General features: G+C 46.1%; 24 protein-coding genes. 9 read left to right on the top strand and 15 right to left on the bottom strand.

From position 1 onward, the window contains the following. Window positions 1-2: 2 nt before the first annotated feature. The 7 genes from gmk to BST85_RS10810 form a co-directional block, all read right to left on the bottom strand. Entirely contained in the window at window positions 3-587 is a 585-nt protein-coding gene (gene gmk, locus BST85_RS10840) for a guanylate kinase (protein WP_104813259.1), read from the bottom strand. Then, the gene (locus BST85_RS10835; RefSeq protein WP_104813258.1) at window positions 587-1,444 is read right to left on the bottom strand and encodes a YicC/YloC family endoribonuclease; all 858 of its coding nucleotides are present in this window, start codon (window positions 1,442-1,444) and stop codon (window positions 587-589) included. The genes gmk and BST85_RS10835 overlap by 1 nt, the downstream gene beginning before the upstream one ends. A 102-nt stretch (window positions 1,445-1,546) precedes the next feature. Next, entirely contained in the window at window positions 1,547-2,302 is a 756-nt protein-coding gene (locus BST85_RS10830) for a 3-keto-disaccharide hydrolase (protein WP_104813257.1), read from the bottom strand. Window positions 2,303-2,312: 10 nt separating this feature from the next. Continuing rightward, window positions 2,313-3,365, bottom strand: coding sequence for a sugar phosphate isomerase/epimerase family protein (locus tag BST85_RS10825; RefSeq protein ID WP_104813256.1), 1,053 nt, complete (start codon window positions 3,363-3,365; stop codon window positions 2,313-2,315). Between the two features lie 3 nt (window positions 3,366-3,368). Next, a complete protein-coding gene (locus BST85_RS10820; RefSeq protein ID WP_104813255.1) occupies window positions 3,369-4,502 on the bottom strand; it encodes a Gfo/Idh/MocA family protein in 1,134 nt (377 codons plus the stop codon). Between the two features lie 6 nt (window positions 4,503-4,508). Continuing rightward, window positions 4,509-5,732 carry a nucleoside permease gene (locus BST85_RS10815; protein WP_104813254.1) on the bottom strand — a complete coding sequence of 408 codons (1,224 nt, stop codon included), beginning with the start codon at window positions 5,730-5,732 and terminating at the stop codon, window positions 4,509-4,511. A gap of 5 nt (window positions 5,733-5,737) precedes the next feature. Then, on the bottom strand, window positions 5,738-6,712 hold the full coding sequence (locus BST85_RS10810) for a sugar phosphate isomerase/epimerase family protein (protein WP_104813253.1): 975 nt from the start codon (window positions 6,710-6,712) through the stop codon (window positions 5,738-5,740). Window positions 6,713-6,878: 166 nt separating this feature from the next. Between BST85_RS10810 and BST85_RS10805 the strand changes: the two genes are divergently transcribed. The 3 genes from BST85_RS10805 to BST85_RS10795 are packed head-to-tail and all read left to right on the top strand — an operon-like array spanning window position 6,879 to window position 10,181. Beyond that, entirely contained in the window at window positions 6,879-8,558 is a 1,680-nt protein-coding gene (locus BST85_RS10805; RefSeq protein WP_104813252.1) for a GMC oxidoreductase, read from the top strand. Window positions 8,559-8,560: 2 nt separating this feature from the next. After that, window positions 8,561-9,247, top strand: a complete 687-nt coding sequence (locus BST85_RS10800) for a gluconate 2-dehydrogenase subunit 3 family protein (RefSeq protein ID WP_104813251.1) — start codon at window positions 8,561-8,563, stop codon at window positions 9,245-9,247. Between the two features lie 10 nt (window positions 9,248-9,257). Further along, on the top strand, window positions 9,258-10,181 hold the full coding sequence (locus BST85_RS10795) for a hydroxypyruvate isomerase family protein (protein ID WP_104813250.1): 924 nt from the start codon (window positions 9,258-9,260) through the stop codon (window positions 10,179-10,181). A 2-nt stretch (window positions 10,182-10,183) separates the two neighbouring features. Here the strand turns inward: BST85_RS10795 and azu are convergent, their stop codons facing one another. Continuing rightward, window positions 10,184-10,702: an azurin gene (gene azu, locus BST85_RS10790; protein ID WP_181040009.1), complete on the bottom strand. Its 519-nt coding sequence runs from the start codon at window positions 10,700-10,702 to the stop codon at window positions 10,184-10,186. A 33-nt stretch (window positions 10,703-10,735) separates the two neighbouring features. Further along, on the bottom strand, window positions 10,736-11,692 hold the full coding sequence (locus BST85_RS10785; protein WP_104813249.1) for a YheT family hydrolase: 957 nt from the start codon (window positions 11,690-11,692) through the stop codon (window positions 10,736-10,738). Between the two features lie 198 nt (window positions 11,693-11,890). On the opposite strand from BST85_RS10785, the gene BST85_RS10780 reads away from it, so the two are divergent. Further along, window positions 11,891-12,364, top strand: coding sequence for an acyl-CoA thioesterase (locus BST85_RS10780; RefSeq protein ID WP_104813248.1), 474 nt, complete (start codon window positions 11,891-11,893; stop codon window positions 12,362-12,364). On the opposite strand, the gene BST85_RS10775 is transcribed toward BST85_RS10780, so the two are convergent. From BST85_RS10775 to BST85_RS10760, 4 genes are all read right to left on the bottom strand, one after another. Further along, a complete protein-coding gene (locus BST85_RS10775; protein ID WP_104813247.1) occupies window positions 12,361-12,729 on the bottom strand; it encodes a nuclear transport factor 2 family protein in 369 nt (122 codons plus the stop codon). The genes BST85_RS10780 and BST85_RS10775 overlap by 4 nt on opposite strands. Before the next feature lie 72 nt (window positions 12,730-12,801). Then, a complete protein-coding gene (locus BST85_RS10770) occupies window positions 12,802-13,707 on the bottom strand; it encodes a DMT family transporter (RefSeq protein WP_104813246.1) in 906 nt (301 codons plus the stop codon). A gap of 3 nt (window positions 13,708-13,710) precedes the next feature. Beyond that, entirely contained in the window at window positions 13,711-14,061 is a 351-nt protein-coding gene (locus tag BST85_RS10765) for an arsenate reductase family protein (RefSeq protein WP_104813245.1), read from the bottom strand. Window positions 14,062-14,073: 12 nt separating this feature from the next. Further along, entirely contained in the window at window positions 14,074-14,826 is a 753-nt protein-coding gene (locus BST85_RS10760; RefSeq protein ID WP_104813244.1) for a DUF3298 and DUF4163 domain-containing protein, read from the bottom strand. A gap of 115 nt (window positions 14,827-14,941) precedes the next feature. Here BST85_RS10760 and BST85_RS10755 point away from each other — a divergent pair, with 115 nt between their 5' ends. Next, on the top strand, window positions 14,942-16,081 hold the full coding sequence (locus BST85_RS10755; protein WP_104813243.1) for a cystathionine gamma-synthase: 1,140 nt from the start codon (window positions 14,942-14,944) through the stop codon (window positions 16,079-16,081). 15 nt (window positions 16,082-16,096) lie between these two features. Here the strand turns inward: BST85_RS10755 and BST85_RS10750 are convergent, their stop codons facing one another. Then, the gene (locus tag BST85_RS10750) at window positions 16,097-16,891 is read right to left on the bottom strand and encodes a THC0290_0291 family protein (RefSeq protein WP_104813993.1); all 795 of its coding nucleotides are present in this window, start codon (window positions 16,889-16,891) and stop codon (window positions 16,097-16,099) included. 244 nt (window positions 16,892-17,135) lie between these two features. Here BST85_RS10750 and gdhA point away from each other — a divergent pair, with 244 nt between their 5' ends. The 4 genes from gdhA (at window position 17,136) to BST85_RS10730 (ending at window position 24,010) form a co-directional block, all read left to right on the top strand. Further along, entirely contained in the window at window positions 17,136-18,479 is a 1,344-nt protein-coding gene (gdhA, locus tag BST85_RS10745; protein WP_104813242.1) for an NADP-specific glutamate dehydrogenase, read from the top strand. Window positions 18,480-18,609: 130 nt separating this feature from the next. Next, window positions 18,610-20,871, top strand: a complete 2,262-nt coding sequence (gene porZ / locus BST85_RS10740; RefSeq protein WP_181040008.1) for a type IX secretion system anionic LPS delivery protein PorZ — start codon at window positions 18,610-18,612, stop codon at window positions 20,869-20,871. A gap of 2 nt (window positions 20,872-20,873) precedes the next feature. Next, window positions 20,874-21,593, top strand: a complete 720-nt coding sequence (recO, locus tag BST85_RS10735; protein WP_104813240.1) for a DNA repair protein RecO — start codon at window positions 20,874-20,876, stop codon at window positions 21,591-21,593. A 2-nt stretch (window positions 21,594-21,595) separates the two neighbouring features. Then, window positions 21,596-24,010 carry a TonB-dependent receptor plug domain-containing protein gene (locus BST85_RS10730; RefSeq protein ID WP_104813239.1) on the top strand — a complete coding sequence of 805 codons (2,415 nt, stop codon included), beginning with the start codon at window positions 21,596-21,598 and terminating at the stop codon, window positions 24,008-24,010. Here the strand turns inward: BST85_RS10730 and BST85_RS10725 are convergent. Next, the gene (locus BST85_RS10725) at window positions 24,007-26,571 is read right to left on the bottom strand and encodes a phosphoenolpyruvate carboxylase (RefSeq protein ID WP_104813238.1); all 2,565 of its coding nucleotides are present in this window, start codon (window positions 26,569-26,571) and stop codon (window positions 24,007-24,009) included. The genes BST85_RS10730 and BST85_RS10725 overlap by 4 nt on opposite strands. Window positions 26,572-26,698 lie beyond the last annotated feature (127 nt).

Below are 26,698 nucleotides of genomic sequence, written 5' to 3'. Positions count from 1 at the left end.
ATCTAATCTTGGTGATTGTTCTTTAAAAAACCGGATACCAAGCTGTCGGCTTCCTTCAAAGCATCCTCCAGCTTGTCATTAACAATGATATGATCAAATTGCGGAGCGGTGGCCATCTCGATGGATGCTTTAGCGATTCGCATATTGATCTTTTCTTCGCTTTCGGTCTTGCGATTCTTTAGTCGGATCTTCAATTCGTCCACGCTGGGAGGTTGAACAAATACCGCCAAGGTCCTGTCCGGATATTTTTTCTTTACCCTTAAGCCTCCAACCACATCGATATCGAAGATCACATTTTTACCTTCAGCCCAGATCCGTTCAACTTCCGCATTTAGGGTGCCGTAAAAATTATCTCGATAGACTTCCTCCCACTCCAGGAAATCGTTCTCTTTGATGTGCTGTTTAAATTCTTCAGTACTGATAAAATAGTAGTCTACGCCATCTTGTTCTTCTCCTCTCGGTTTGCGCGATGTAGCCGAAATGGAGAATTCAAGGTTGTGATCTTCCTGACCCAGCAGATGACGAACAATTGTAGTCTTACCGCTACCCGAAGGGGCTGAAAAAACGATTAATTTTCCTCCTTTCATCAGAGTACATTCAAGGCTTGTTCCTTGATCTTTTCCAATTCGTCCTTCATCTGAACAACCACTTTCTGCATGGGCGCGTAATTGGATTTGGAGCCGATGGTGTTTATCTCACGGCCCATTTCCTGGCTAATAAACCCAAGCTTTTTTCCGTTGGACTGTGAGCCCTCAAGCACCTCTAAAAAGTAATCCAGATGGCTTGTAAGCCTCACTTTTTCTTCAGTTATGTCGTATTTTTCCAGGTAATAGATCAACTCCTGTTCAAAACGGTTCTCGTCTACATTCTCCTTAAGTTCCGAAACCGCTTTCCTCAATCGTTCACGAACCTGTTCGATACGTTCAGGATCCATTGCAATAACCTGATCTAGTAATGATCTGATGGATTCAACCCGTTGTACAAAGTCGATCTTGAGGGTGTTGCCTTCATCTGTTCGATATTTATTGATGGCCTCCAAGGCCTCCTTTACACAGTTCAGAATGGCTTTGTATTCGTCCTCATTAATTTCCTCTCGTTGAGTCTTTAAGGAATCCGGCAAGCGCATGGCCATCTTTAAAAGCTCCATTTCGTCACCTTCCACTAATCCTGAAAGCTGAGCCATATATTCCCGCACTACTTCAGGGTTGACCTTGGTAGAAGTGCTCTCCCCGGTCATTTCAATAAAAAGCCCAAGGTCGATCTTCCCTCTCACAAGAGAAGAAGCAATGAGTTTTCTTAGTTCTAACTCCTTTTCTCTGTAGGTAGAAGGTATGCGTGCATTGATGTCCAGATTCTTGCTATTAAGCGATTTGATCTCGACCGTGATCTTCTTTGAAGGGAGTTGTACGATGCTTTTTCCAAAGCCCGTCATGGATTGAATCATAAGTAAATAAATATTCCTTCAAAGGTAAGGAATTAGCCCTAGTATAAACGAAAAGACCCGTCCTGTTACAGGACGGGTCCGTATAAAATATTTCGAACGGACTTATTCCAATACCTGGATCTTAATGTTTCTGTACCAGACCTTGTCGCTGTGATCTTGTAGGCCGATATGCCCTTCTTCAGACATCGCAAAACCTTCCCAATCCGCAAATTTGGACCCGGCAACCATGGCATCCCATTTTGGTCCTGTTACAGGAAACTCAACGATCTTTTCACCGTTCATGGTAACACTGCCATAATTATTGGCATAATCCACGGTGATCTCGCAAAGATTCCATTCTCCCGCAGGGTTGGTAGCATCTACTTTTGGCTTGATCATGTCATAAAGGGCCCCGGCAGTGTGGGTTCCGCCGGCAACTTTAGCATCAGGATGACGCTCATTGTCCAGAACCTGGATCTCCGGTCCTGTCTGGTAGGCTTCAGGGAACCTTTCGTCCTCGACCACTGCCCAGAAAATTCCGCTGTTGCCTCCTTCGGAGACTTTCCATTCCATGGATAATTTGAAATTCCTGAATTTTTCTTTGGTGATGATATTCTTTCCACCTTCTTCTCCGGGAGTAAAGGCGAGAGCGTCACCTTCTATGGTCCACTCCGGGTAGATGTCGTCCTGCATATATCCTCTCCATTGCTCGGTAGAGGTGCCGTCAAAAAGTACCATCCATTGAGGTTCTTCTGTTTCTTCGGTCATGACTTCGGTATTTGCTGCTGTATCTTCTGCTTCTTCCGTTACTTCCTTTTCTTTGGATTTACAGGAAACAACGATCAATGCGGTTAATAATAGAAAGGGTAAGCGTTTCATGTGGTTTGTTTTATAATCCTAGTATTCTGCGTAGTTGTTCTTTATCGATCTCTGCACCTGCAAAGTCGTCAAATCGTTTTTGGGTGGCTTCAATGATGTGATCACTAATAAACTTAGCGCCTTCCCGAGCACCTTGTTCCGGACTCTTGATGACACATTCCCATTCCATGACGGCCCAGACATCACATCCGTATTCGGTCAGTTTGCTAAAAACGGTCTTATAATCTATCTGTCCGTCACCCAGGGAGCGATATCTTCCGGCCCTGTCCTTCCAGTCTCCATAGCCACCAAATGCACCTTTTTTGCCTGTGGGATTGAATTCTGAATCCTTTACATGAAAGGCTTTGATGAATTCGTGATAGTGATCAATATAGGTGATGTAGTCCAATTGCTGTAGCACGAAGTGACTGGGATCATAGAGTATGTTCACAGCCTCGTGGTTCCCTGTGGCTTCCCGGAAACGTTCAAAAGTCACTCCATCGTGCAGGTCTTCCCCCGGATGGATCTCGTAGCAGACCGCTACTCCATTGTCCTTGAAAACATCGAGTAGTGGAAGCCAGCGTTTGGCCAGTTCTTCGAATCCCATTTCTACTAAACCAGAAGGCAACTGAGGCCAGGGATGCCACATATGCCACATCAGTGCTCCACTAAATGTAGCATGGGCGCTCAACCCTAGATGACCGCTTGCCTTTGCGGCAGAGATCACTTGTTGACGTGCCCACTCTGTGCGTTTGGCCGGATTGTTCTTGCAATCGTCCGGGGCAAAGTTGTCGAACATCAGGTCGTAGGCTGGATGAACCGCCACCAACTGACCTTGCAGGTGTGTAGATAGTTCTGTTATCTCTAGGCCATAAGAGTTGATCTTGCCCTTTAATTCGTCGCAGTAATCTTTGCTTTCTCCTGCCAAGGTCAGGTCGATCAGGCGGGTTTCCCAAGTGGGGATCTGAATTCCTTTGTACCCCAGGTCTGCAGCCCATCCACACAGCCCATCCAAACTATTGAATGGCGCCTTATCATCCATGAACTGAGCCAGGAATACGGCCGGTCCTTTTATTGTCTTCATAGCTTATAGATCTGTCCAAACATTTCCGTTGGCATGAGAGGCAACGGCTTCCTCAATAAAATGCATGCCGCGAACCCCATCTCGCATTCCCGGAAATTCTCCGGCTTCATAAGGTTGATTCCGGACTGCTTTGGCAACTCCTTTATAGATATTGCCCATAGCATCAAAGATCCCTTCCGGATGACCCGGAGGAAGCTTAGTCCCGTCTAGGGACATTTTGTCGTTATAACTATGGCCAGGCTTCAAGGTCTGCAATGGCTTGTCTTCAGTAAGTAGATAAAGATAATTCGGGTTTTCCTGTTCCCACTTCAGGCTGCCGGATTTTCCGTAAACCGCAACGGAGAAGTTATTCTCCTCTGCAGTCGCAATCTGACTGGCTCGAAGCACTCCTTTGGCCGCTCCGTCAAACCGCAACAGCACGGTGCCATCTATATCCATTTGATTATCCTCATAGAGGTGATTCAGATCGGCGAGAATGGATTTGACCTCAAGGCCGGTCACAAATTCCAACATTTGATAGCCGTGCACTCCGATGTCGCCCATGCAGCAGCTGATCCCTGATTTTTCAGGGTCTAGACGCCAAGTTGTCTTACGCAATTGAGGGTCGTGAATAATAGGATTTATCCACCCCTGGTAATACTGCACATCTACCTTTTGGATCTCCCCGATCACGCCTTGGGCGATCATCTGCTTCATCTGCCGGACCATAGGGTAGCCCGTGTAAGTATGGGTCAGCGCAAATACAGCGCCACTTTTTTGGTGTATTGCCTCTAACTCCAGAGCCTCGGCATAGGTCATGGTCATGGGTTTTTCACAGATCACGGAGAAACCATTCTCCAGTAACTGCTTAGCCATTGGGAAGTGGAGGAAATTAGGAGTAAGTACGCTTACTACCTGTATCCGCTCATCTTCCGGCAATTGCATTTCCAGTCTGATCATTTCATGATGATCTGAATAGATCCTATCCGTAGGAATACCAATCTGCCTGGCAAAGGCTTTACTGGTCTCGTGATCAGGATTAAATACGGCTCCTGTCAGCTGGTATGCATCAAACATAGAGGCGGCTACACGGTGCAACACCCCGATCAGGGAATCACCTCCACCGCCTAAAACCCCCCAACGAATTTTATTGCTCATTGAATATTATTGTTTGTATTCTACTTTTTCGTTCTTAAATAAAAGGGCGAACAGAATAAAGATCACACCCGCGAAAATGGCCGGATATATCCAGATCTGATCCCAAGCATGGGCCCCTTCGCCCAATGCAAATTTATCAGTGATCTGACCGGCTATCCAGAAACCGATCAGCATACCAACTCCATAAGTGGCTAAAGTGATCAATCCCTGGGCCGAGCTCTTGTATTGTTCGCCGGCCTTACTGTCGGTATAGATCTGTCCGGAAACAAAGAAGAAGTCGTAACAGATCCCGTGCAATGCGATCCCGATGATCAACATGAACAGCAATTCTCCTGAGTCGCCATATGCGAATAACAAATAGCGAATAGTCCAGGCCAGCATTCCAACAAGTATGGTCTTTTTAAAGCCAAATCGTTTAAAGAAGAAGGGCAGTAATAACATAAAGATCACTTCGGACATCTGACCGATGGTCATCTTCTCTGCAGGTTTATCGACCCCAATCTCTCCCAGGAACTGCCCGGCGTGCTGGTAGTAAAAAGCCAAGGGGATACAGATCAATACAGACGCCAGGAAGAAGATCAGGAAATTCCTGTCCTTCAATAATTTTAAAGCGTCCAATCCGAGTATCTCACTGATGCTGGCTCGCTCGCCCTTCTTGGGTGGAGTCTTGGGTAATAGAAAACTAAATACCCCTAATACGGCCGAAGCCACGGCAGTCATTAAGAAGGTATTCTTCAGCATACCATTGGCGATTCCTTCTTCAGAATCCCAAAGGAAAACCCTCGAGATCACGATCCCCGCTACGATCCAACCCACAGTTCCCCAAACACGGATAAACCCAAATTGTTTAGAAGGGTCGTCCAACTGATTAAAACTAACCGAGTTCACCAGGGCCAGGGTTGGCATATAACCGATCATATATCCCAGTACATAGGGATAGAATTGGGCGAAATTATCGGCATTAGCCAATTGGTACATCAAGAACGCGCCAACCAAATGAAGTATTCCCAAAATCCGCTCCGCGTTAAAGAAACGGTCGGCGATCAACCCGATGATAAATGGAGCGATAATGGCTCCCCAGGATTGGGTAGAATAAGCCAGCGCTGTTTCAGAACCATCTGTTCCAAGTGTGTTGGGCAAATAGATACCCATGGTCACAAACCAACCTCCCCAGATAAAGAACTCCAGGAACATCATAAAGGAAAGCTTGGCGTAGATTGCTGTCTTCATAGTTTCTAGTTAAGGGTTTGAGCAGCTTTGATGAGCAAATTCATCGTGGCACTGATACCTTCTTTCTCGGTCAATTCGTCACCTTCGTATTCGATTCCGATATGTCCGGTATATCCGGCATCCTTCACTATTTGCAACATACGGGCATAGTCCAATTTGGTCTCATTGCCTTCTGTATCAAACTTGTATGACTTCGCACTAACAGCCTTGGCTTCCGCCATCATGAGTTCTATTCCTTGGTAATAGTCAGGATATTCTTCCAGGCATTCTCCCCATTTGGCCCCATCGGCGCGTTTGACACACCAGTTGCCGAAATCCGGTAATGTACCGACATTTTCCATGTTCACAGCGGCGATAGCTTTCATCACTTCCGGAGCATCGGATGAGAGCCATCCGTGATTTTCGATCAGAACATTGATGTTTTTAGTAGCAGCATATTGAGCTAGTTTGGTAAGTCCATCCTGCACGGCCGGCTGCCATTCTTTTACTTCGTTGGTGCCAAAGGTGTTCACCCGAATGGAGTGTCCGCCCAGAGCGGCTGCCGCATCTACCCATTTCTTATGATTCTCTACGGCCTGATCCCGAGCTTCTTCGTTTGGATCAGCCAGGTCACCTTCGTTATCAACCATGATTAGAACACAAGAGACGCCATGCTTTTCTTGTTCGGCTTTCATAGCTTCGATCAACCCATCGACACCTAAACTGTCCAGGTGAGGTGTGTAAAGGGCCGAAACGTATTCGACGGCTTCAAAACCAAGAGCTTTGGCTTCACCAGCGAAACCGAGCGGATCCTGTCCGTCTTCCAACACCATTTTGTGCAATGACCATTGCGCAAGGGATATCTTGAAAAAGGGAGATTCTGTCTCTTCAACTTCAACGGAATATGGGTTAACTTCTGTATCGGAGGTTTCGGTGCTTTTTTCCTTACATCCGATAAAAAATAAGGCGCACACAAGGACGCCGAACGCGAGTTTTTTCATTGTATTTAAAGGGGATTAGTGTGGTTGTTGTGCGTAAAATTTTCCCTAAAATAGTCTTTTTTTAAATATTGAAATATCGGATTGAAAATTTATATATTTGATAGCTTTTCTATTGAAAGATTAACAATAATTCTAGATTATTTTGAATACACCTAACACCAATGAAATGTACGATGCTATCGTTGTTGGTTCTGGTATCAGTGGTGGATGGGCTGCAAAGGAACTTTGCGAGAATGGCCTGAAGACCCTGGTTCTGGAAAGAGGACGAATGGTAGAGCACATCAAGGACTACCACACCATGAACATGGACCCCTGGGATTTTAAGTACAAGGGGAATTTGCCGAAGGAAGAGAAGGCCAAGCAGCTTAAACAATCGCGCTCCGGTTATACAACCGATGAAGCTCACAGGCACTTCTTTGTAAATGATTTGGACCACCCTTACAATGAGACCAAGCGTTTTGATTGGTTGAGGGGATATCACGTAGGTGGTCGATCCTTGGTATGGGGTCGTCAGAGCTATCGCTTGAGTGATATCGATTTTGAAGCCAATAAGAACGAAGGTGTTGCTGTAGACTGGCCTGTTCGTTATGCCGATATCGCACCCTGGTACGACAAGGTGGAAGAATTTATTGGTGTCAGCGGTGAGAAATTAGGGCTGGAGGTTCTTCCGGATGGAAAATTCTGTCCTCCGATGGAACTGAACTGTGCAGAGCAAGACTTGCGAGGCAAGATGGAAGAGAACTACGACGATGGTAGGGTATTAACCATTGGACGTGCAGCTCATATTACAGGTACGGAAACTTTCGAAGGCCGTTCAAATTGCCAGTTCAGAAATCGCTGTATGCGTGGCTGTCCGTTTGGGGGTTATTTCAGTAGTAACTCATCTACCTTACCTGCCGCAGAGCGTACGGGTAATTTGACTATACGACCAAACTCTATTGTACATGAGGTGATGTACGACGATGCTACCGGTAAAGCGACCGGGGTTAGGGTCATTGATACAGAGACCAATGAGAAATTGGAATTCAATGCCAAGGTGATCTTCCTGTGTGCCTCGGCCATTGCTTCTGCCAGCATTTTGATGCAGTCTAAAAGCGAGCGGTTCCCGAATGGTTTGGGCAACGACTCTGGAGAGTTGGGTCACAACATCATGGACCACCACTTTAAGGCAGGTGCCTGGGCAGATGTACCTGGATTTGAGGACAAATACTATAAAGGAAGAAGACCGAACGGGATCTACATTCCTCGGTTTAGAAATATAGGAGGCGAGACCGATCAGCCTAACTTCACAAGAGGCTACGGTTATCAAGGAGGAGCCAGCAGAAGTAACTACAATGAAGTGGTGGCGGAATTGGCCTATGGATCCGAATACAAGGAAGCCATGACCAAACCGGGAGCCTGGCGTATGCTACTGCTCGGATTTGGGGAGTGCCTGCCTTATCACGAAAACAAAATGACCCTGGATTACGACAAGCTCGATAAATGGGGTCTTCCAACAGTCACCTTCGATGCAGAATGGAAAGAGAACGAATACGAAATGCGGAAGGACATGGTCGATCAGGCGGTCGATATGCTGACCAAGGCCGGTTACACGAATATTCAGCCTTGGGACGATCCTGGAGCACCAGGACTGGGAATACACGAAATGGGGACGGCCCGAATGGGAAGAAACCCTGAGACATCGGTTCTCAATGCGAACAATCAACTGCATGCTGTTCCGAATGTATATGTAACCGACGGGGCGTTCATGACTTCTGCAAGCTGTGTGAACCCGTCACTGTCCTATATGGCTTTTAGCGCCAGAGCTGCAAATCACGCCGCTGAACAACTTAAAAACGAAGCCTGATCATGGATAGAAGACAAGCATTAAAGAGTTTAGGATATGGCGCCGGATTCCTGGTAGCCACGCCTACGGTTGTCAGCTTATTACAAAGCTGTGCCAACGAGCCCGATTTTCAACCGGTTTTTCTTTCTGTCGACCAAGGTTATGCCCTTAAGCATATGGTCGATCTGATCATACCGTCAGATCCAGAAGTACCAGGTGCTGTTGATATAGGTGCTCATAACTTTATCGATGCATACTGGAACGAAGTGACTCCAACGGAACACGACCTTCCTGTGGCTGAGGTACAAGATAGTTATGGTCAGTTGCGGCAGCATCTACCGGTTCTTTGGACTCAATTTGAGACCTTGTTCAATGAACGTTACCAAAAGGGACTTGGAAAAGGAACGGTAGAAGATTACGATGCATTGCTGGCCGAGTTTTTAGCTTTTGATCCTGAGAAAATGCAGGCTTATGGTAAAGAGATGGATGCGTTTTACCGTCAAGCTGATCCGAATAATTTCCCTGCCATCAGTAATGAAGCAGCGGCGTCCGCTTTACTCGGAACCATTCGAGGAATGACAGTCTGGGCCTGGAAATCCAGTGAGCAGATTGGGAAGAATGTGCTTTGGTACGATCCCGTGCCAGGACAACAACTGGGTTGTATCAACCTGGGCCAAGCCGGAAATAATGGTAAAGCCATGGCACTGTAAACCGAGGGTTATGAACAGACGAAATTTTATAGAAAAAGGAGCCCTGACAGGCTCCTTTTTTGCATTAGGCGGGGCTTCTGCCTTAGCTCAAATGCAATTGTCCAAGGACACTGATCCTACTTTCAATTTGAACTATGCCCCTCACCTAGGGATGTTTGAGGCTTCGGCAGGCAAGGACGAGGTAGCACAGTTGGAATTTATGGCAGACAAGGGATTCCGGTCGTTTGAGGATAACGAAATGAAAGGCCGTAGCCTGGAGACCCAAAAGCGAATGGCGGCGGCCATGGAGCGATTGGGCATGGACATGGGGGTATTTGTTGCACACAAGATCTATTGGAAAGAGCCGAACTTGGCGAGTGGAAAGCAAGAATGGCGGGACGAGTTCCTGGCGGACATCAGGTCATCTGTGGAAGTTGCCAAGCGGGTTAATGCAAAATGGATGACGGTAGTGCCAGGCCATGTAGATTTAAGGCTAAACAAGGATTATCAAACGGTCAATGTGATCGAATCCCTGAAGCAAGCCAGTGCAATTTTGGAACCGCATGGATTGGTCATGGTGTTGGAACCGCTGAATTTCAGAAATCACCCTGGGCTTTTCTTGGCGGAATCCCCTCAGGCCTACCAGATCTGCAAGGCTGTAAACAGTCCTTCATGTAAGATCCTATTTGATATCTACCATCAGCAGATCCAGGAAGGGAATCTATTGCCTAATATTGAGGCGTGCTGGGATGAGATCGGCTATTTCCAGATTGGAGATAATCCCGGCAGGAATGAACCCACCACCGGCGAGATCAATTACAAGAATGTGTTCAAATACATCCACTCGCGTCAATTCAATGGCATACTGGGAATGGAACATGGTAATTCCATAGATGGAGTGCAAGGCGAGAATCGAGTGATCCAAGCCTATCGCGAAAGCGATGATTTTCGGTAGGATTATTCTATGATGAACTTCCCTTTCATCATGGCAGAGTGCCCGGGGAAACTGCAGATGAAATCGTAGGTGCCAGCCTCTGGAGCAGTAAAGGTGATCGAAGTACTTTCACCTCCACCGATCATTTTGGTGTGAACGATTACGTCTTTACCATCTTCCGGAATCCAGTCGGCATCCTTTCCTACTTCAGCGGCTTTGATGGCAAATTCGTTGATTACCGTACCCGGTTTTAAGAGTACGAAATTATGCCCCATGACCAACAACTCCTGTTGACCTACATGACGAAGTGTTAAGGTAACTTCCTGTCCGGCTTTTACCTTGATCTCGTTCTTGTTGTATTGCATTAGGTCATTGCCAGTAAGACCTACATTGACGGAGTTGGAGTCCTCTTTGGCAGAACTGTCCTGCGTCCCGATCTTAACAGGTGCAGATTCTTCTTCTTTCTCTTTTTTCTCATTTCCTCCACAGGATATGACCAGGGTGGCCAGGGATAGCATCAATAGGTAGCGCAGTTTGCTCATGGTTCTCTTGTTTGGGTTAAAGATAGCAAGAAATTAAGGCTTGAGGAAGTCTCTGGCTCTGGTTTCACTGTAGTAGATATTGCCGGCTTTCACAAATCCAACATGACCTCCGTGCTGTGGCATTTCTAAGTAGATCTTTTTGGATTTAGTTGCCAGGTCTTCAGGGTAGCAATCGGGGGAGAGAAAGCTATCATTTAAGGCGTTGAGGATAAGAATAGGGCGATCGATTGCAGCAAGAAAATTCACAGAGCTACATTGGTTGTAATAGTCCCAGGCGTCCAGGTAGCCATGCGCCTTGGCAGTGTATCGATGATCAAACTCCAGTAAGTTGCGGATCTGCTTAAGTTCCACCTGGCTCATTTGCTCCGGATAAGTAGGCATTTTCCGTTTATACTTCTTCCTTAAATACCGTAAAAAGGTGGTCCTGTAAACCCAGTTGTACCATTTTGTTAGCTCCTCTAGTGACCCTCTAAGGCTCAGAGGTGTCGATATGGCGACGGCCTTGGTGATCAGTGGAGATAGATCCCTTTCTTCTCCTAAATACTTCAGTAAGAGGTTACCTCCTAAACTAAATCCAATAAGACAGATCTCATCATACCGATCTTTTTCTGATATGTAGCGAATCACTTCCTCAAGATCTTCCGTGGCTCCAGCGTTATACGATCGGTATAAAAGATTATCACTACCACTACAGCCCCTGTAGTTCATGGCGCAAAGATCCCAACCGTCTTCTTGCAGTACCCTCGCCTGTCCTTTGATATAGGAGCGCTGTGCATTGCCCTCCAATCCATGTAAAAGCACCACTATCTTGTTGCTTTCGGGCTTTTGATAGTGGAAATCCAAGTCTACATAATCTCCGTCGGGAAGGCCGATTCGTTCCCTTTCCTGGTGAAAAGTGATCGCAGGGCGAAGTTTGGCGGAATAAATAGTAGAGAAATGCCCATTTTTAAAGGGCCCAAAAGCACGGTAACTGGAACTGATTATCGGCATTAGGGATAAAATTAACGATAATGGTCGTATTCAAGGAAAACACCGGTGTCAACATTACAAACTTAATAGGTTTCGAAATTGACCTGTGAAAGAACTAAACTTAAACATCATGATCAACACAAAAAAGACTTACGCATGGGACGCTTTTTATGTTTGTATGGGGCTTAAAGTTGTAATTTTGACGCAAAAATTTTACACGTGTTTATCAAAGAATTCGAAGTACGTTGGAACGATCTGGACGCCAACCGCCACTTGGCCAACAGCTCCTATGTCAACTATATGAGTCACACCAGGATGAGCTTCCTGATCCAACATGGTTTGGGCCATAAGACCATGATAGATCATAACATTGGCCCGGTGGTCTTTTTTGAACACCTTCATTACTTCAGGGAGTCGGCCATGCAAGGCAAGATCAGGGTGAGCTTCGAACTTGGGGGAGCCAGTGAAGATGGGATGTTCTTTCGGTTTATCCACAATTTCTACGACGAAAAAGGGCGTAACCTGGCCCATTGCGAAATGCAAGGAGGCTGGATCGATCTGACAAGTAGGAAACTTACACCGCTACCATCAGAATTGGTCGACAAGCTGGACCAAGCGCCGAAATCCTCAGATTATAAGGTGTTGACCCAAGAAGATATGAGAAGCAACGGCCGTAGGCCAGTTGATCTTTAAGCCTCTGGTTCAGAATCGTAGAAGAACTGTTCTTTGACGATCTTTCCGTCCTGGACCTGGTAAACGGCTAGTTCTGACATTTGAGTGCGCTGTCCTGTTGGACGGAAAGTTGTGTCCATGTCGAAACGTACGGTAAACCAATTGTCTGCGACTATTGGGTCGGAGACGTCACCCCCGTGATATTCATAATTCTCAGCCCACCATTCGGCTTTTTTAAGAACTTCAGGCATGCCGTTGGAAACAGGGTTGTCTCCATCGGGCTCGATGCTGATCACATCCGGGGAGTACAGATCGTTGTAACACTTGTCGTATTCGCCTTGTCGGCACCAGGCCACTAAATTATTGGCAATGTCTTGGGTAGTCATATCTATGTTTTTTGATTAGGAGCAAAAAGGTACAATTAATCCCATCAATATTTTTTAGTAAGCCGTTAATATTCAATGGGTTTTCACTCTTTTTACGGCCGGTTTTCTGGTGGAAAGGAAGACCCCGAAAAAGATCAATGCCGCTGCACCGATCCGCAAAGGACTGAGTTGATCCACTCCCGCTAAAATAGCGAAGAAGGCTGCCAGTACCGGTTGCAGGTAAATAAAGGCTCCGATTGTCGATGGGCTTAGTTGTTTCAGGGCATATATGTTGAACAGATAGGTCAGGAAGGTTGTGCCCACTACAACAAAGGCCATTTTCCAGATCATGTCAAAGTTAAGCCCCGGCCAGTCTACCGCGCTGAACTCGCCCCAACCTATTGGGATATTCATGAAGATGGCCAGAAGAAAGAAATATTTCATCAGTGTGACGGAGTGATATTTTGCCACCAAGGGTTTCACCATGATCAAGTAAATGGCATAACTGGATGCGTTGACCACAAATAGCAAGTTCCCTAAAGGTATGTTGGGTGCGTTGGCCTGTGTCCTGGGCCCAAAGAAAATCAGCATCATGGCCCCAGCCAGACCAATTGAGATTCCGAGTGCCTTTGTCCAGGTGATTCGTTCTTTTAAAAAGACAGCAGTGAGAACCAATAAGAGGACAGGCGTTAGGGTAATGACCACCGAACTGTTGATAGGAGTAGACAACTGAAGCCCTTTAAAAAACATATTCATGTTAAGGACCATCCCGAAAAAAGAACAACCAAGAACTCTTAGCCAGTCAGATCGTTCGATCTTTTCTGCGGGAAATAAGGGGCTAATGATCCAAAACAACAATGCTGCTCCAACCACGCGCAGTATGATAAATCCGAAGGGTCCGATCACGTCCGGCATCAATCCCTTGGCTATGGTGTGATTGGCCCCGTAAATGGCGCTTGCCCCAAAGGCCGCTAAAAGTGCTAGGACGCGGGGGTTCATGGGTTAAGCTAATGAAGCGCGGGCGGCTTCGACTATCTTCTTACTGTTGCCGATAAAGATCTGGTCCCCGTTGATCAGCACCGGTCGTTTTAAGAAGGTATAATGCTCTAGCAGGAAATTCTTGTAATCCGCTTCACTGAGATCTTCTTGACCCAGTCCTCTTTCCTTGTAGAGTTTGGCCCTCCTACTAAACAAGGCTTCGTAGCTTCCTGCGAGTTCTTTCAGGGATTCCAACTCTTTTGCCTCAAAGGGCTTTTTCTTGATATCGATCCGTTCAAACTCTGACGGCAGATCCAATTCTCGGGCTATTCGCTTACAGGTATCACAGGTTCCCAGGTGGTAGAATTTCTTCATTGCATTAAAGACTTATTCCAGATTCAGGTATTCACTGACCTCATTCAGCGGAATGGCAACCTCAACCGTTCCGTCCGCGTACGAGGCGATCTCGTAGGTGTTGTAGACCAGCATAAGCTGATCCTCTTCCAGGCCAAAGGTTTCCGGTAAGGCAAAAAGTTCTTCCTCAAACCAAAAACCAGGACTATTGATAGATTCTGAAGGTCCGATGTTGAACTTAGCCCTGAATTTTTCTTCTGCCAGGTTCGCTAAACCGTCCCTGTCTGCTATCAACTTGTCAAATTCGAATTCCTGACCGGATTGTAGATCGAAGTATTGATATAAGGTAACCCCATTTCCGTGAGCCCCGCCTGTATACTTAAAATCTCCTTGCCGGAAACAGATCAGTTTTTCGTTTCGAAAGGATTCTTCCAGTATGATACTAACTTCATATTGTGCATTCATATCCGGAAATTCTGCCTTATCGGCCCGATAACCCTGCGTAAATTGGGCAATGGCATCCTCCACAGTATTCGCCTTGGGTCCGTCCGGATTGATCTGGAAGGACTCGATTATTCGGTTCTCCAGCCCAGTTGAAATGGATATGGATACCTCATCTTCACCAAGTGCAACAGGATAATCTATGTCGATAATGGGACAAGGCTGACTGGAGCAATCGGGATCGTCAATCAGACTGAGGTGGATATTTTCGAAGGTCAATGGGGCGGGCTGCTCACATCCGATCAGCAGTACTAGAAAACTCGCCAGCAGATACTTGTAATTCACAGAATAAAAATACGACAGTTTTCTCTATAATCACGGAATGGATTACTTTTGTTCGGCGCTCATCGGGAACCCTTCGATGTGTGTCAATGGCAGTAAATCCCAATAAAAAGGAATTATGAAATTTAACACCAAGACCATTCATGGAGGGCAAGAGCACGATCCGGCTTACGGAGCGGTAATGCCTCCTATATACCAAACTTCGACCTATGCTCAATCGACACCCGGCGGTCATAAGGGCTATGAGTATTCAAGAACACACAACCCGACTCGAAATGCGCTGGAAAAATCCTTTGCGAGCATAGAGAACGGAGAATACGGTCTGGCATTCGCCAGTGGTCTGGCTGCCATAGATGCTGTTTTAAAGTTGCTCAAACCAGGAGATGAGATCATTTCTACCAATGATCTTTACGGGGGTAGTTACCGGCTATTTACCAAGGTCTATGAGGATTTTGGTCTCAAATTTCACTTTATCGGTATGGAGAATGCCGATAAGGTCAGGAATTATGTCAATGACAACACCCGATTGATCTGGGTAGAGACCCCGACCAATCCGATGATGAACATCATCGACATCAAGGCCATGGCGGAAGTTGCCAGCGACCATGATATTTTGTTGGCAGTGGATAACACCTTTGCCACACCTTATTTGCAGCGCCCATTAGATATGGGAGCCGATATCGTGATGCATAGTGCCACTAAGTATTTAGGCGGGCATTCTGATGTTGTTATGGGGGCGTTGGCTGTCAAGGATAAAGAACTTGCAGACAAGCTTTATTTTATCCAGAATGCCAGTGGAGGTGTTTGTGGTCCCCAGGATAGTTTCCTTGTACTGAGAGGTATTAAGACCTTGCATGTCAGGATGCAGCGTCACTGCGAGAATGGACGGCAGATAGCAGAATATCTTAAAACACATCCCAAGATCGAGAAGGTGTATTGGCCCGGTTTTAAAGACCATCCAAATCACGATGTGGCAACTGCGCAAATGGACGATTACGGCGGGATGGTATCCTTTGTTACCAAAGGCCATGATTACGATGAGGCAATAGCCATTGTTGAAAAGCTAAAAGTGTTCACTTTGGCGGAAAGCCTTGGGGGAGTTGAAAGTCTTGCAGGTCATCCGGCCAGTATGACCCATGCTAGTATTCCGAAGGAAGAAAGGGAGAAAACAGGTGTTGTGGATTCCCTTATTCGATTAAGTGTTGGAATTGAGGATATAGACGATCTTATCGAAGACCTTCGACAAGCGTTAAACTAAAAGTTAGGTAAAAATCTAGTCGAGATAGTAGATGTAACCTACGTTAAGCCAGTAGGTCCAATCGTTGGCTTTGTTCTCAGGCACATCAGGATTTAACCCATCTACCCAGTTGGATGCGTAATACGTCCATCGGCTATCCAGCATGAGGTCACTGACTACAGATAATTTATATCGTATTCCCACACTTCCAACCACAGCCCAAGTTGAGGCTGATTCCTGCTGGAAGCTATCGTAGTATTTGAATGGCACTGAAGCTGGATTGGAAGTCCCGTCGGCAATTTCCAATGGCCCAAGTTCACTGGTAACCTGAGGATTGTACCAAACGTAGTGAGCCCCTAAGCTAATAAACGGAGCCACCCTATATTGTCCGGCCGCGAAGTCGCGGATACTTAAGGGGAAATACTCTAATTGAGCACCTAATTCCAGCACGCTGGATTTTCCTTTCATCGCTCGCAATTGATCGGCGAAGAGGGAGGTCTTGTCCGGTTCTACCCATTCTCCGAAATGATCAAAGTTGGTGACGTGGTAGTCTAATTCTGATCGGAGTTTGAAGTGATCGTTGAAGTATCGATCCCGGGTATAACAGTTACAATCCGCTCGATAGGAAAAATTCATGTAGTGAATGATTCCAATACCAATACCGACATTACCGATGTTCGTCTCAAAATCATAACGCTGGCCAAAATCCGAGTAGAATACCACAGGACCTGCAATCACACCAATTTCGTGGGAAAAACCGAATTGAGCTTGAAGTTCTTGCTTAGCAAAGAGGATGAGAAGAAATACCAAGAGCAGTTTTCTGGTATTCATCATGATTACGGTTTAGATTGAGACTTAACAAATATATAAAAACATTGGAAACGTCGAAATTTAATGCTCAGATTTAGGTTATTTGTTGGTTGATCAATGGGCTTTAAACACATAAGACTTATATTTGTGCCTTGTTAGCGAAAACGATTTAGAAATACGATAATTGTAATTTTAAGGCAGTTTTTTCTTACTTTTTTGAATTATGTTCATTTTTTCTACAACAATCAAACTAATCTTTTAACTCGTGAAAGAAAGTATTCAGGATTTTGTTTCCAAGGTTGAGAAATCAAATCCGAATGAACCCGAATTCTTACAGGCGGTCATGGAGGTTGCCGAAACGGTGATCCCATTTATTGAAGCTAATCCTCGTTACCAGAACAAACAGCTCCTAGAGCGAATGGTAGAACCGGAAAGAACCATCATTTTCAGGGTCTCCTGGACGGACGATCAGGGACAGGTACAGGTAAATCGTGGTTTCCGCGTGGAGTATAACTCTGCTATCGGGCCTTACAAAGGTGGATTGCGTTTTCACCCAAGTGTAAACCTGAGCATTTTGAAATTCCTCGGTTTTGAGCAAGTCTTTAAAAACAGTCTGACCACCCTGCCAATGGGCGGTGGAAAAGGCGGAAGTGATTTTAACCCAAAAGGTAAGAGCGATGCAGAGGTCATGCGTTTTTGTCAAAGCTTTATGACCGAATTGGCTCGTCACATTGGGCCAAATACGGATGTGCCGGCTGGTGACATTGGTGTCGGAGGTCGAGAGATCGGTTATCTCTTTGGGCAGTACAAACGGCTCAGAAACGAATTTACCGGTGTTCTTACCGGTAAAGGCCTAAGTTATGGAGGTTCCTTGATCCGTCCGGAGGCTACAGGATATGGGAATGTCTATTTCGCTAAGAATATGCTTTCAACCAGAGGAGAAGACCTGAACGGTAAAACCGTAGTGGTATCCGGAAGTGGTAATGTGGCACAATTTGCAGCCGAAAAGGCCATGCAACTGGGAGCTAAGGTTGTTTCTTTCTCAGATTCCGGAGGATGTATCCACGACCCGGATGGCATGAACGAAGAGAAGATCGCCTTTGTGAAAGAGCTTAAAAATGTAAGACGAGGCCGCATTAAGGAATATGTGGATCACTATCCTGGCGCTACCTATATGGAAGGTCAACGCCCATGGGATATTCCTTGTGATATCGCCTTGCCTTGCGCCACTCAGAACGAATTGAATGAAGAAGAGGCCAAAACCCTTGTGGCCAACGGCTGTTATTGTGTAGGTGAGGGAGCCAATATGCCTTGTACACCCGAGGCTATAGCTGTATTCCATGAAAGTAAGATCCTTTTCTCCCCTGGAAAGGCTTCCAATGCGGGAGGAGTTGCCACTTCAGGACTGGAGATGTCTCAGAATTCCCTGCGAATGAGCTGGACTAGTGAGGAAGTTGATAGCAAGCTACACCAGATCATGGACAATATCCATGCCGCATGTGTTGAGTATGGTACTGATGAGGACGGCTATGTGGACTATGTTAAAGGGGCTAATGTAGCCGGATTTGTTAAAGTTGCAGAGGCCATGATGGCTCAGGGAGTGGTTTAATCACTCGATCTATAGATTTTCTAAAAAAGGTTGCCATTTTTGGTAACCTTTTTTGGTTTTGAGGTGGCAATAAATACTATTTTAGCGTGTTATGGTTGCAATGGCATTGTCAAGAAAACTAAGCATAACCTTGCTCGTACTGGTTTTGAGCTGTACTGCGGTACTTTCTCAGAATTTTTCAGACCGCTGGACCGGTTTCTTTTCCTTCGTGTCGGTACGTGATATTCAGCAAGGTAATGACAGGATCTACGCCGGTACTGAGAATGCTGTTTTTACCTTTGATCTCAGCACTGAGGAGCTGGAGACCATCACGACAATAAACGGACTATCAGGCTCGTCCCTTACCACACTCTACTACAGTGAGAACTTTGATCTGCTGGTGATCGGATATGAAGATGGATTATTGGAGATCGTGCTGGATGGTGAGGACGTCCTGAAAGTGGTGGACATTCAAAATAAGCCAACCATACCGCCCAACCGCAAGCGTATCAATCATCTGGCCGAATACAACGGTTTCCTATATATCTCCTCAGATTTTGGTGTATCGGTCTATAACTTGGAACGGCTGGAGTTTGACGACACCTACTTCATTGGCGAGGCGGGAGAGCAGATCCAAGTCAGGCAGACGGCTGTCATCGAGCCTTATATCTATGCAGCTACCAAGGAGGGCGGACTAAGGCAGGCGCTTATCGATGAGAATAACCTGATCGATTTTGAACGCTGGACCCGGGTAGTGGGTGGCCAGTGGAATGCAGTTCAGAATCTGGGAGAAGAGGTAGTTGGATTGAGAAACAGCACCATAGTCGCCAGATACGATCCCGGAGTCGGTTTTACGGATCTGGAAACCTACAATGTACCAGTCTTGGATTTTCAGGTTCACCGGCAGGTACTGACCATTACAACAGCTGGTTCCTCTTTCGCCTTTGAACCGGGTTATGTGCCCCTAAATCAGGTCAGTCTTCCCTTTGGCTCTGAAGACATATTACAATCCGGTTTGACGCATAACAATGTTTTCTACCTGGGGACTGAAGAATCTGGTTTGTTTCAGATCCCATTTGGCAGCTCAAATCCAAGAATAATACTTCCGGATGGTCCCATACTTAACAATCCCTTTTCTGTTGACGCCACTCCCGGCCAGCTGTGGGTCAATTTTGGAGAGGTGGACGTGGCTTTTAATCCATTCCCACTCAACTTTAGAGGGGTTAGCAATCTAAGAGAAGATGTATGGACTAATCTGAGTGTCGAAGAGGTATTCGACGCAAACGACCTGGTCTCCATCGCGATAAATCCAGAAGACCCTAATGAGGTCTATATGAGCTCTTATCAAAAAGGCCTGTTGAAGATAGTCGATCAAGTTCCAACTGTGCTGTTTAACGAAACCAATAGTCCTCTGGAAATTCCGAATGGCAATACGGGAATTGGACTCCGTTTGTACGGTTTGGATTTTGACCGGGAAGGAAATCTGTGGTTCCTTCAGTCAAGAACTAATGAAGGACTTCAGCGTCTGAGCCCTTCTGGTCAGTTCCAGCAGATCGACATCTCTTCAATTATAGATGGTGAGGCTGAATTGGCTCTGACTGAGATTGCCATCAACAGGCAAGGGTTTGTGTTCTTCGGAACGGCCGAGAGCGGTTTGGTGGGTTATGATCCGGCCACGGGTCGTTTTAACAGAATACAGGAGGGCGTTGGAGTTGGAAATCTTCCTTCGGTGGATATCCGGGCACTTGCATTTGACAATAATAACCGATTGTGGATAGGTACCTTAGAAGGACTTAGAGTGCTATTCACGGTAAATGACTTCTTTGAAGAAGGTTCTAATCCACAAGCCAGTGAGATCGTCTTTTTGGAAGATGGGGTGGCTCAAGAACTCTTATTTGCTCAGTCCATAACAGATATCGAGGTTGATGGATCCAACAATAAGTGGATATCGACCGCTACATCTGGTGTCTTCTATGTTTCTGCCAATGGACAGGAAACCTTGCTTCGTTTCACCAAGGAGAATTCTCCTTTGCCCAGTGACAACGTGCAGGATATGACCATAGATGAGTTTACTGGGAGAGTTTATTTTGCGACAACCCGCGGGTTGGTATCCTACGATGGGACCTCTACGGCTCCGAGAGACAATCTGGAAGAAGTCTATGTATATCCCAATCCGGTCCGGCCTGGATTTGTTGGCGATGTCACTATTGATGGTCTTACGGACAGAGCCAATGTGAAGATCACCGATATTGAAGGGAATTTAGTTTTTGAAACTACATCCCAAGGAGGTAGTGTGCTTTGGGACACCACTGCTTTTGGGCGATATCGGGTCGCATCAGGAGTGTATATGGTATTGGTAACCACTGAAGACAATCTTGAAACCACCGTTTCCAAGATCATGATCGTTCGCTGATCATGGTCGTCCAAACTCAAGCTTTGGTATTGTCCACTCTCAAATATGGAGAGGCTGACCTCATTGCCCATCTGTTGACCAGGGAGCATGGAATTCGACATTATTTGCTAAGAGGTATTAGAAAGAGTCGAAAAGGGAAACTCCGGGTGTCTTATTTTCAGCCCCTGACCCAATTGGAGATACAGGCTTTTCACAAGGACAAAGGAACACTGGAAAGGATTAAAGAGGCCCGGTTAGCCTACACATATCAAAGTGTTCAAACAGATGTTGTTAAAAGTACATTGCTACTATTCTTAGCCGAGGTCTTGCAACAGGTAGTTAAAGAAGAAGTTCCCGATCCCGACCTGTTCGAATATGTGACCGCTGCACTGGTCTGGCTGGATCAACATGAGGAAATTGCCTCCTTTCACATCCTATTCCTACTGCGATTAACGGCTTTCCTGGGGTTCTATCCTGATCTGAGCCATACGAACAGCTTGTATTTTGACCTGATGGAGGGTAGATTTCACGACAGACCTGAGGGAGACTATGTCCGTTCAGGCCCCGAAATAGAAGGGCTGAAAGCCTATTTCGGCATAGATTTTGATAGGTTAAAGGATGTTTCACAACCAAAAAATCAACGTCTGGAGGTCCTGGATTTGCTGTTGACCTATTATCAGTTACATTTGCAGCAATTTAAAAAACCGCGATCTCTACCGGTACTTATCGAACTATTTAACTAAGCATGCTTAGAACCTTACTGTTCCTTTTCCTAATTGGTTTCAGTCATCTCCTTACCGCGCAACAAATACAGGTCTTTTCACAAAGCGATGACCAGGTTGTATCGGGGGTAGCCTTATATAGTTTAGATCGACTTAAGATCGCTACTACAAACTTGAAGGGTCAAACCGATCTTCAGGAATTCGATACAGAAGAACCGATCTTATTCACACACATTGCTCATCAGGACACCACCTTGACCAAAAAGGAAATATTGGCCAATGGTTCTGTGGTTTATCTGAAGGAAGATGAAAGTGCCTTGGACGAGATCGTGCTTTCTGTTTCCAAATTCGGACAGCAGAAAAGAGACATTCCACAACAGATTATCAGTTTGACCAGTGAGGAGATCTTATTTAGAAACCCTCAGACTGCGGCTGACCTGCTTCAGAACAGTGGACAGGTTTTTGTTCAGAAAAGTCAACTGGGCGGGGGGAGTCCGATGATCAGAGGATTCTCTACCAGCCGATTGTTGACCGTAGTAGATGGGGTACGATTCAATACGGCGATATTCCGGGGAGGTAATATCCAGAACGTAATCTCCATCGATCCGCTGTCCATCGACCGTACCGAGGTGATATTGGGTCCGGGCTCCGTGGTTTACGGTAGTGATGCCATAGGGGGTGTGATCAGTTTTTACACCAAAAAACCGGCATTCTCCTTCGAAGAAGGCATGTCTTTTTCGGGAGAGGCACTGGCGAGATATTCTACGGCTAACCAGGAAAAAACAGGCCATTTGGAACTCAATTTTGGCATGAAAGAGTGGGCATTTCTCACTAGTATATCCTACAGTGATTTTGACGACTTGAAAATGGGGAGTCATGGTCCTGATGACTATCTGAGACCGGAATATGTGCAGACCGTCAATGGCGAAGATGTCATAGTTAAAAATGATGACCCTGAGAAACAAGTCTCCACAGGATATGACCAATTTGGTCTGATGCAGAAGATCAGATACATGCCATCCAAGAGTTGGGATTTTGACCTGGCCCTTACCTATTCTGCAACAAGTGATTATGACCGCTACGATCGCTTAATCCAGGAGGCAGAAGGGAATCTTCGTTACGCAGAATGGTATTACGGACCTCAGCGTTGGTTCAGCGGTCGCTTTTCGGCCAATCATCACCTGGACGATGCCCTCCTATTCGATGATAGCCAACTGACTTTAGCCTATCAGCAGTTTGAAGAAAGCAGGAATAACCGGCGGTTCAATGAAGTAGAACTATACCAGAATGACGAGCAGGTCGATGCCTTTTCAGTCAACCTGGATCTGACCAAGAAGATAGATCGGACCAATATCTTTTACGGGCTTGAATACGTTTACAATTTGGTTGGCAGTTCCGGTTGGGTAACAGATATAAGCACTGGACAAACGACAGCAGATGCCACCCGATACCCGGACGGTTCAAGCTGGCAATCCATAGCAGCCTATGCCAGTATGCAATCGGATCTTGGGCCAGAGGTATCCTTTCAGGGAGGATTGCGTTACAACCATATCCTGATCGATGCTAGTTTCGAGGAGAATAATGCGTTTTTTGACTTTCCATTTTCCAACGTGGATATCAACACGGGAGCTTTGACTGGTAGCGCGGGAATTACCTGGGTTCCCAATGAAAAGATTCAGTGGAAGCTGAATTTCGGGACAGCGTTCAGAGCACCTAATATTGACGATGTAGGGAAGGTATTCGACAGTGAACCTGGCAGTGTCGTGGTCCCCAACCCAGATTTGCAACCGGAGTATGCATACAATGGAGAGATTGGGGTTCTTTTCAATTTTGGAAACATAGTTCGCCTCGACCTGGGAACCTATTACACCATCCTGGACGATGCACTGGTAAGACGAGACTTTACTATCAATGGGCAGTCTGAGATCATCTACCAAGGAGAATTGAGCAATGTTCAGGCCATTCAAAATGCAGGTAGAGCAGAAGTTTACGGTTTCGAGGCTGGAGTTGAGGTCAATTTCAGCCCGCAATGGCAACTGACCTCACAGTACAACATCACTGATGGATTCACGGAAGAAGCCGATGGGAGTGAAGTGCCGGTTCGGCACGCTGCACCCCCATTTGGAAACACTCACTTGAAGTATAAGCGCAGCAAGTGGAGCCTGGATGCATTTGCAGAATACAACGGGCAGTTTAATTTCGAAGATCTGGCTCCAAGTCAGCAAAATAATCCCTTCCTATATGCAAAGGACGAGAATGGAAATCCGTTCTCACCTTCTTGGTACACCTTGAATTTCGGGGCTCAATACGCTATTACAAAAGACCTGCAATTAACAGCCCTGTTGGAGAACATTACCGATCAACGGTACAGGCCCTATGCTTCTGGTATTGCTGCACCGGGCACCAACCTGATCTTATCCGCTAACTACGTCTTCTAGGCTGAATTCCTGCTGGCATTGATATTTCCAAACAGCGATCGGGTTACCATCTGTTCGTAAACACGAAGCTCGTCCGCATTTGCTTCGGATTTTAACTCCTCAATACTCCTAAGGGCAAATTGCTGAATGGTCAGCAGTGGCAGAACGATCTGTTCCCTGACAGCTATGGAAGCACGCATGGCTCGGCTGTCTTCCATCAATTCGGAATATCCAGATACTTTAAGCAGCATGGCCTTGGAACGCTCGTATTCCTGGTGGATCATTTTCCAGAATTCCCCAAACTCGGGATCGTCCTTCATATAGGCTGTCAATTGGAAAAATGATTTGGTCAGGCTCATCATACTATTTTCCAAGAGTGTTCGAAAGAAAGAGGACCGTTGATAGAGATCGATCACATCCTGAAGTTTACCTTCTTTTTCAAAAGATTCAATCGCAAGGCCGACCCCATAGAATCCGGGAACATTTTGCTTCAGTTGGCTCCAGCTTCCCACAAATGGAATCGCTCGCAGATCACTAAAAACAAGTTCAGTATCCTTTCCTCTTTTGGATGGGCGGCTGCCAATATTGGTCTTGGCGTAGTATTTTAAGGTACTCATCCGTTCCAGGTAGGGCAGGAATTTGGCATGACCTTTAAAATCCTGATAGGCTTGGTAGCTTAATTGCGCCAGATGTTCCATAGTCTCCCTGTCCTCAGGTGCCAGGTCATTGTGTTCTTCATTGAAGACTCCACCAACAATTCCGGAACTGAGCAATTGTTCCAGGTTGTACCGGCAAGAATCCGGTGTCCCAAAATTAGAACTGATGGTCTGACCTTGAATGGTTAGCTGTATCTCTTGTTGTTCGATGGTATCACCAAGGGATGCATAGAACTGATGTGTTTTTCCACCTCCCCTGGCTGGAGGTCCACCACGACCATCGAAGAATAGGGCAGTGATTCCGTATTTCCTAGAAATGGCGGTTAATCGTTCCTTGGCTGTATAGATACTCCAATTGGCCATGAGGTATCCCCCATCCTTGGTCCCATCGCTAAAACCGAGCATGATGGTCTGCACCTGACCTCTTCTTTCCAGATGAGCTTTGTATTCTGGATTGGTGTATAAAGTCTCCATCACCTGATCTGCAACACCTAGATCGTCTACGGTTTCAAACAAGGGGATCACGTCTACGGTAGGTTCCTTCCAGTCGCTCATACGCAACATAGCGAAGGCCTCCATCACGTTGATCACACTACCATTGTTACTGATGATGTATCGGTTACAGCCCAGCTCACCATTGCTTTTTTGTATCACCCTCATGGCATAGATAGAAGCCAGCGTTTTACGGGCCATTTTGTCTGATAGCGAGTCTGGATCGATCTTCCCGGTCAAATTGGACAAGGCCTCGATCTGTCCGGCTTCATCCAGATCGGAATAGTTAGGTGGGAACAGATCTGGATGCGTCTCCATGATGGCTTCCATGACAGAGTGGTGCACCCGGGAGTCCTGCCTGATATCCAAACTGGCAAAGTACATTCCAAATAACCTGACTTTGGATATCAGCTCTTCTACAAGGTCAACAAATAGCCCTTCATGTTCATTCACAAGTAGATCCCGCATGCGTCCCAGTTTGTCCAGGATATCCTCTGCTTTCAGAGTGACTTCAGAATGTGGCCTGAAAGCATGTTCATAGAGTTCCTTCTCCAGGGCCGAACTGATCTCTACTACTCCTTTGAATGTAGTACGTCTTCTTATGTGCCGAAGATCACGATAGTAATTCTTGATCACACTGGTCCGTAATCGGTCTGCTACATCCAGGGTGATCTGGGTAGTGACAAATGGGTTACCATCCCTGTCGCCACCGGGCCAAAATCCGAGATTGATCACCGGATTCTTCCAATCTTCTCCCTCAAATACATTGTGTCGGATATAGCTGTTTATGGCGCTGACACTATGATAGAAGACGTTTTCCAGGTACCAGATCAGACTTACGGCCTCGTTAAAGGGAGTTGGCTTCTGTTTCTTGAAGAAGGGGGTCTTTCCTAGCTGGGCCAATAGTTTTTTGATCAATTCCAGATCGTTTTCAGCGATGGCCTTCGCCAGATCCGTGATGATACCCAGTACGGAACCGGGATAGAACTGAGTGGGGTGAGCGGTCAGAACAGTGCGCACTGAGAATCTTTTCAGGTATTCCTTCAGTTCCTCCTTCTTGTTCAGGTCCTCGGCTTCTTCCTTTACATTCCGAAGTGTTCCCCGACCATCCATATTGTTGATGTTCGTAAAGGCGGCATCCTCTATGGCATCGAATAAGACGACCTGCCGCTCTATATACTGTATAAAACGGAACAAGAGATTGGTCTGTTCTTCTTTGGACCGCCCCTGATAGTAGGTGTCAAAAAATTGCTTGACGATCTCTGATGGATTCATGCCCTTTTCAAATCCCTCCTGGCATATTTCAGAGAACAGGGGTAATAGAACACCGGTTCTGGTTATGGTATCAAAAGGCAGTGTCATGAAGATACTGTTGTATATCTGATAACGGGAGAGCACCTGGGTCTCAAAACGTTCGTGCTTGGGTAATCGCATCGGTATAGTAATTGACCAATAAATTTAGCCATTTTCGATGCCATGACCTCCAACAGAACGCGCAAATGATAGAATTTTTAAACGAAATCGATTGAAATCACTGAGAGCCAATAAGGCCGGTTCAGAC

Source organism: Aureitalea marina (genome assembly GCF_002943755.1).
GTDB lineage: Bacteria > Bacteroidota > Bacteroidia > Flavobacteriales > Flavobacteriaceae > Aureitalea > Aureitalea marina.
The sequence above is the reverse complement of the archived record's forward strand: the minus strand, read 5'-3'. Positions and strand labels throughout refer to the sequence as shown.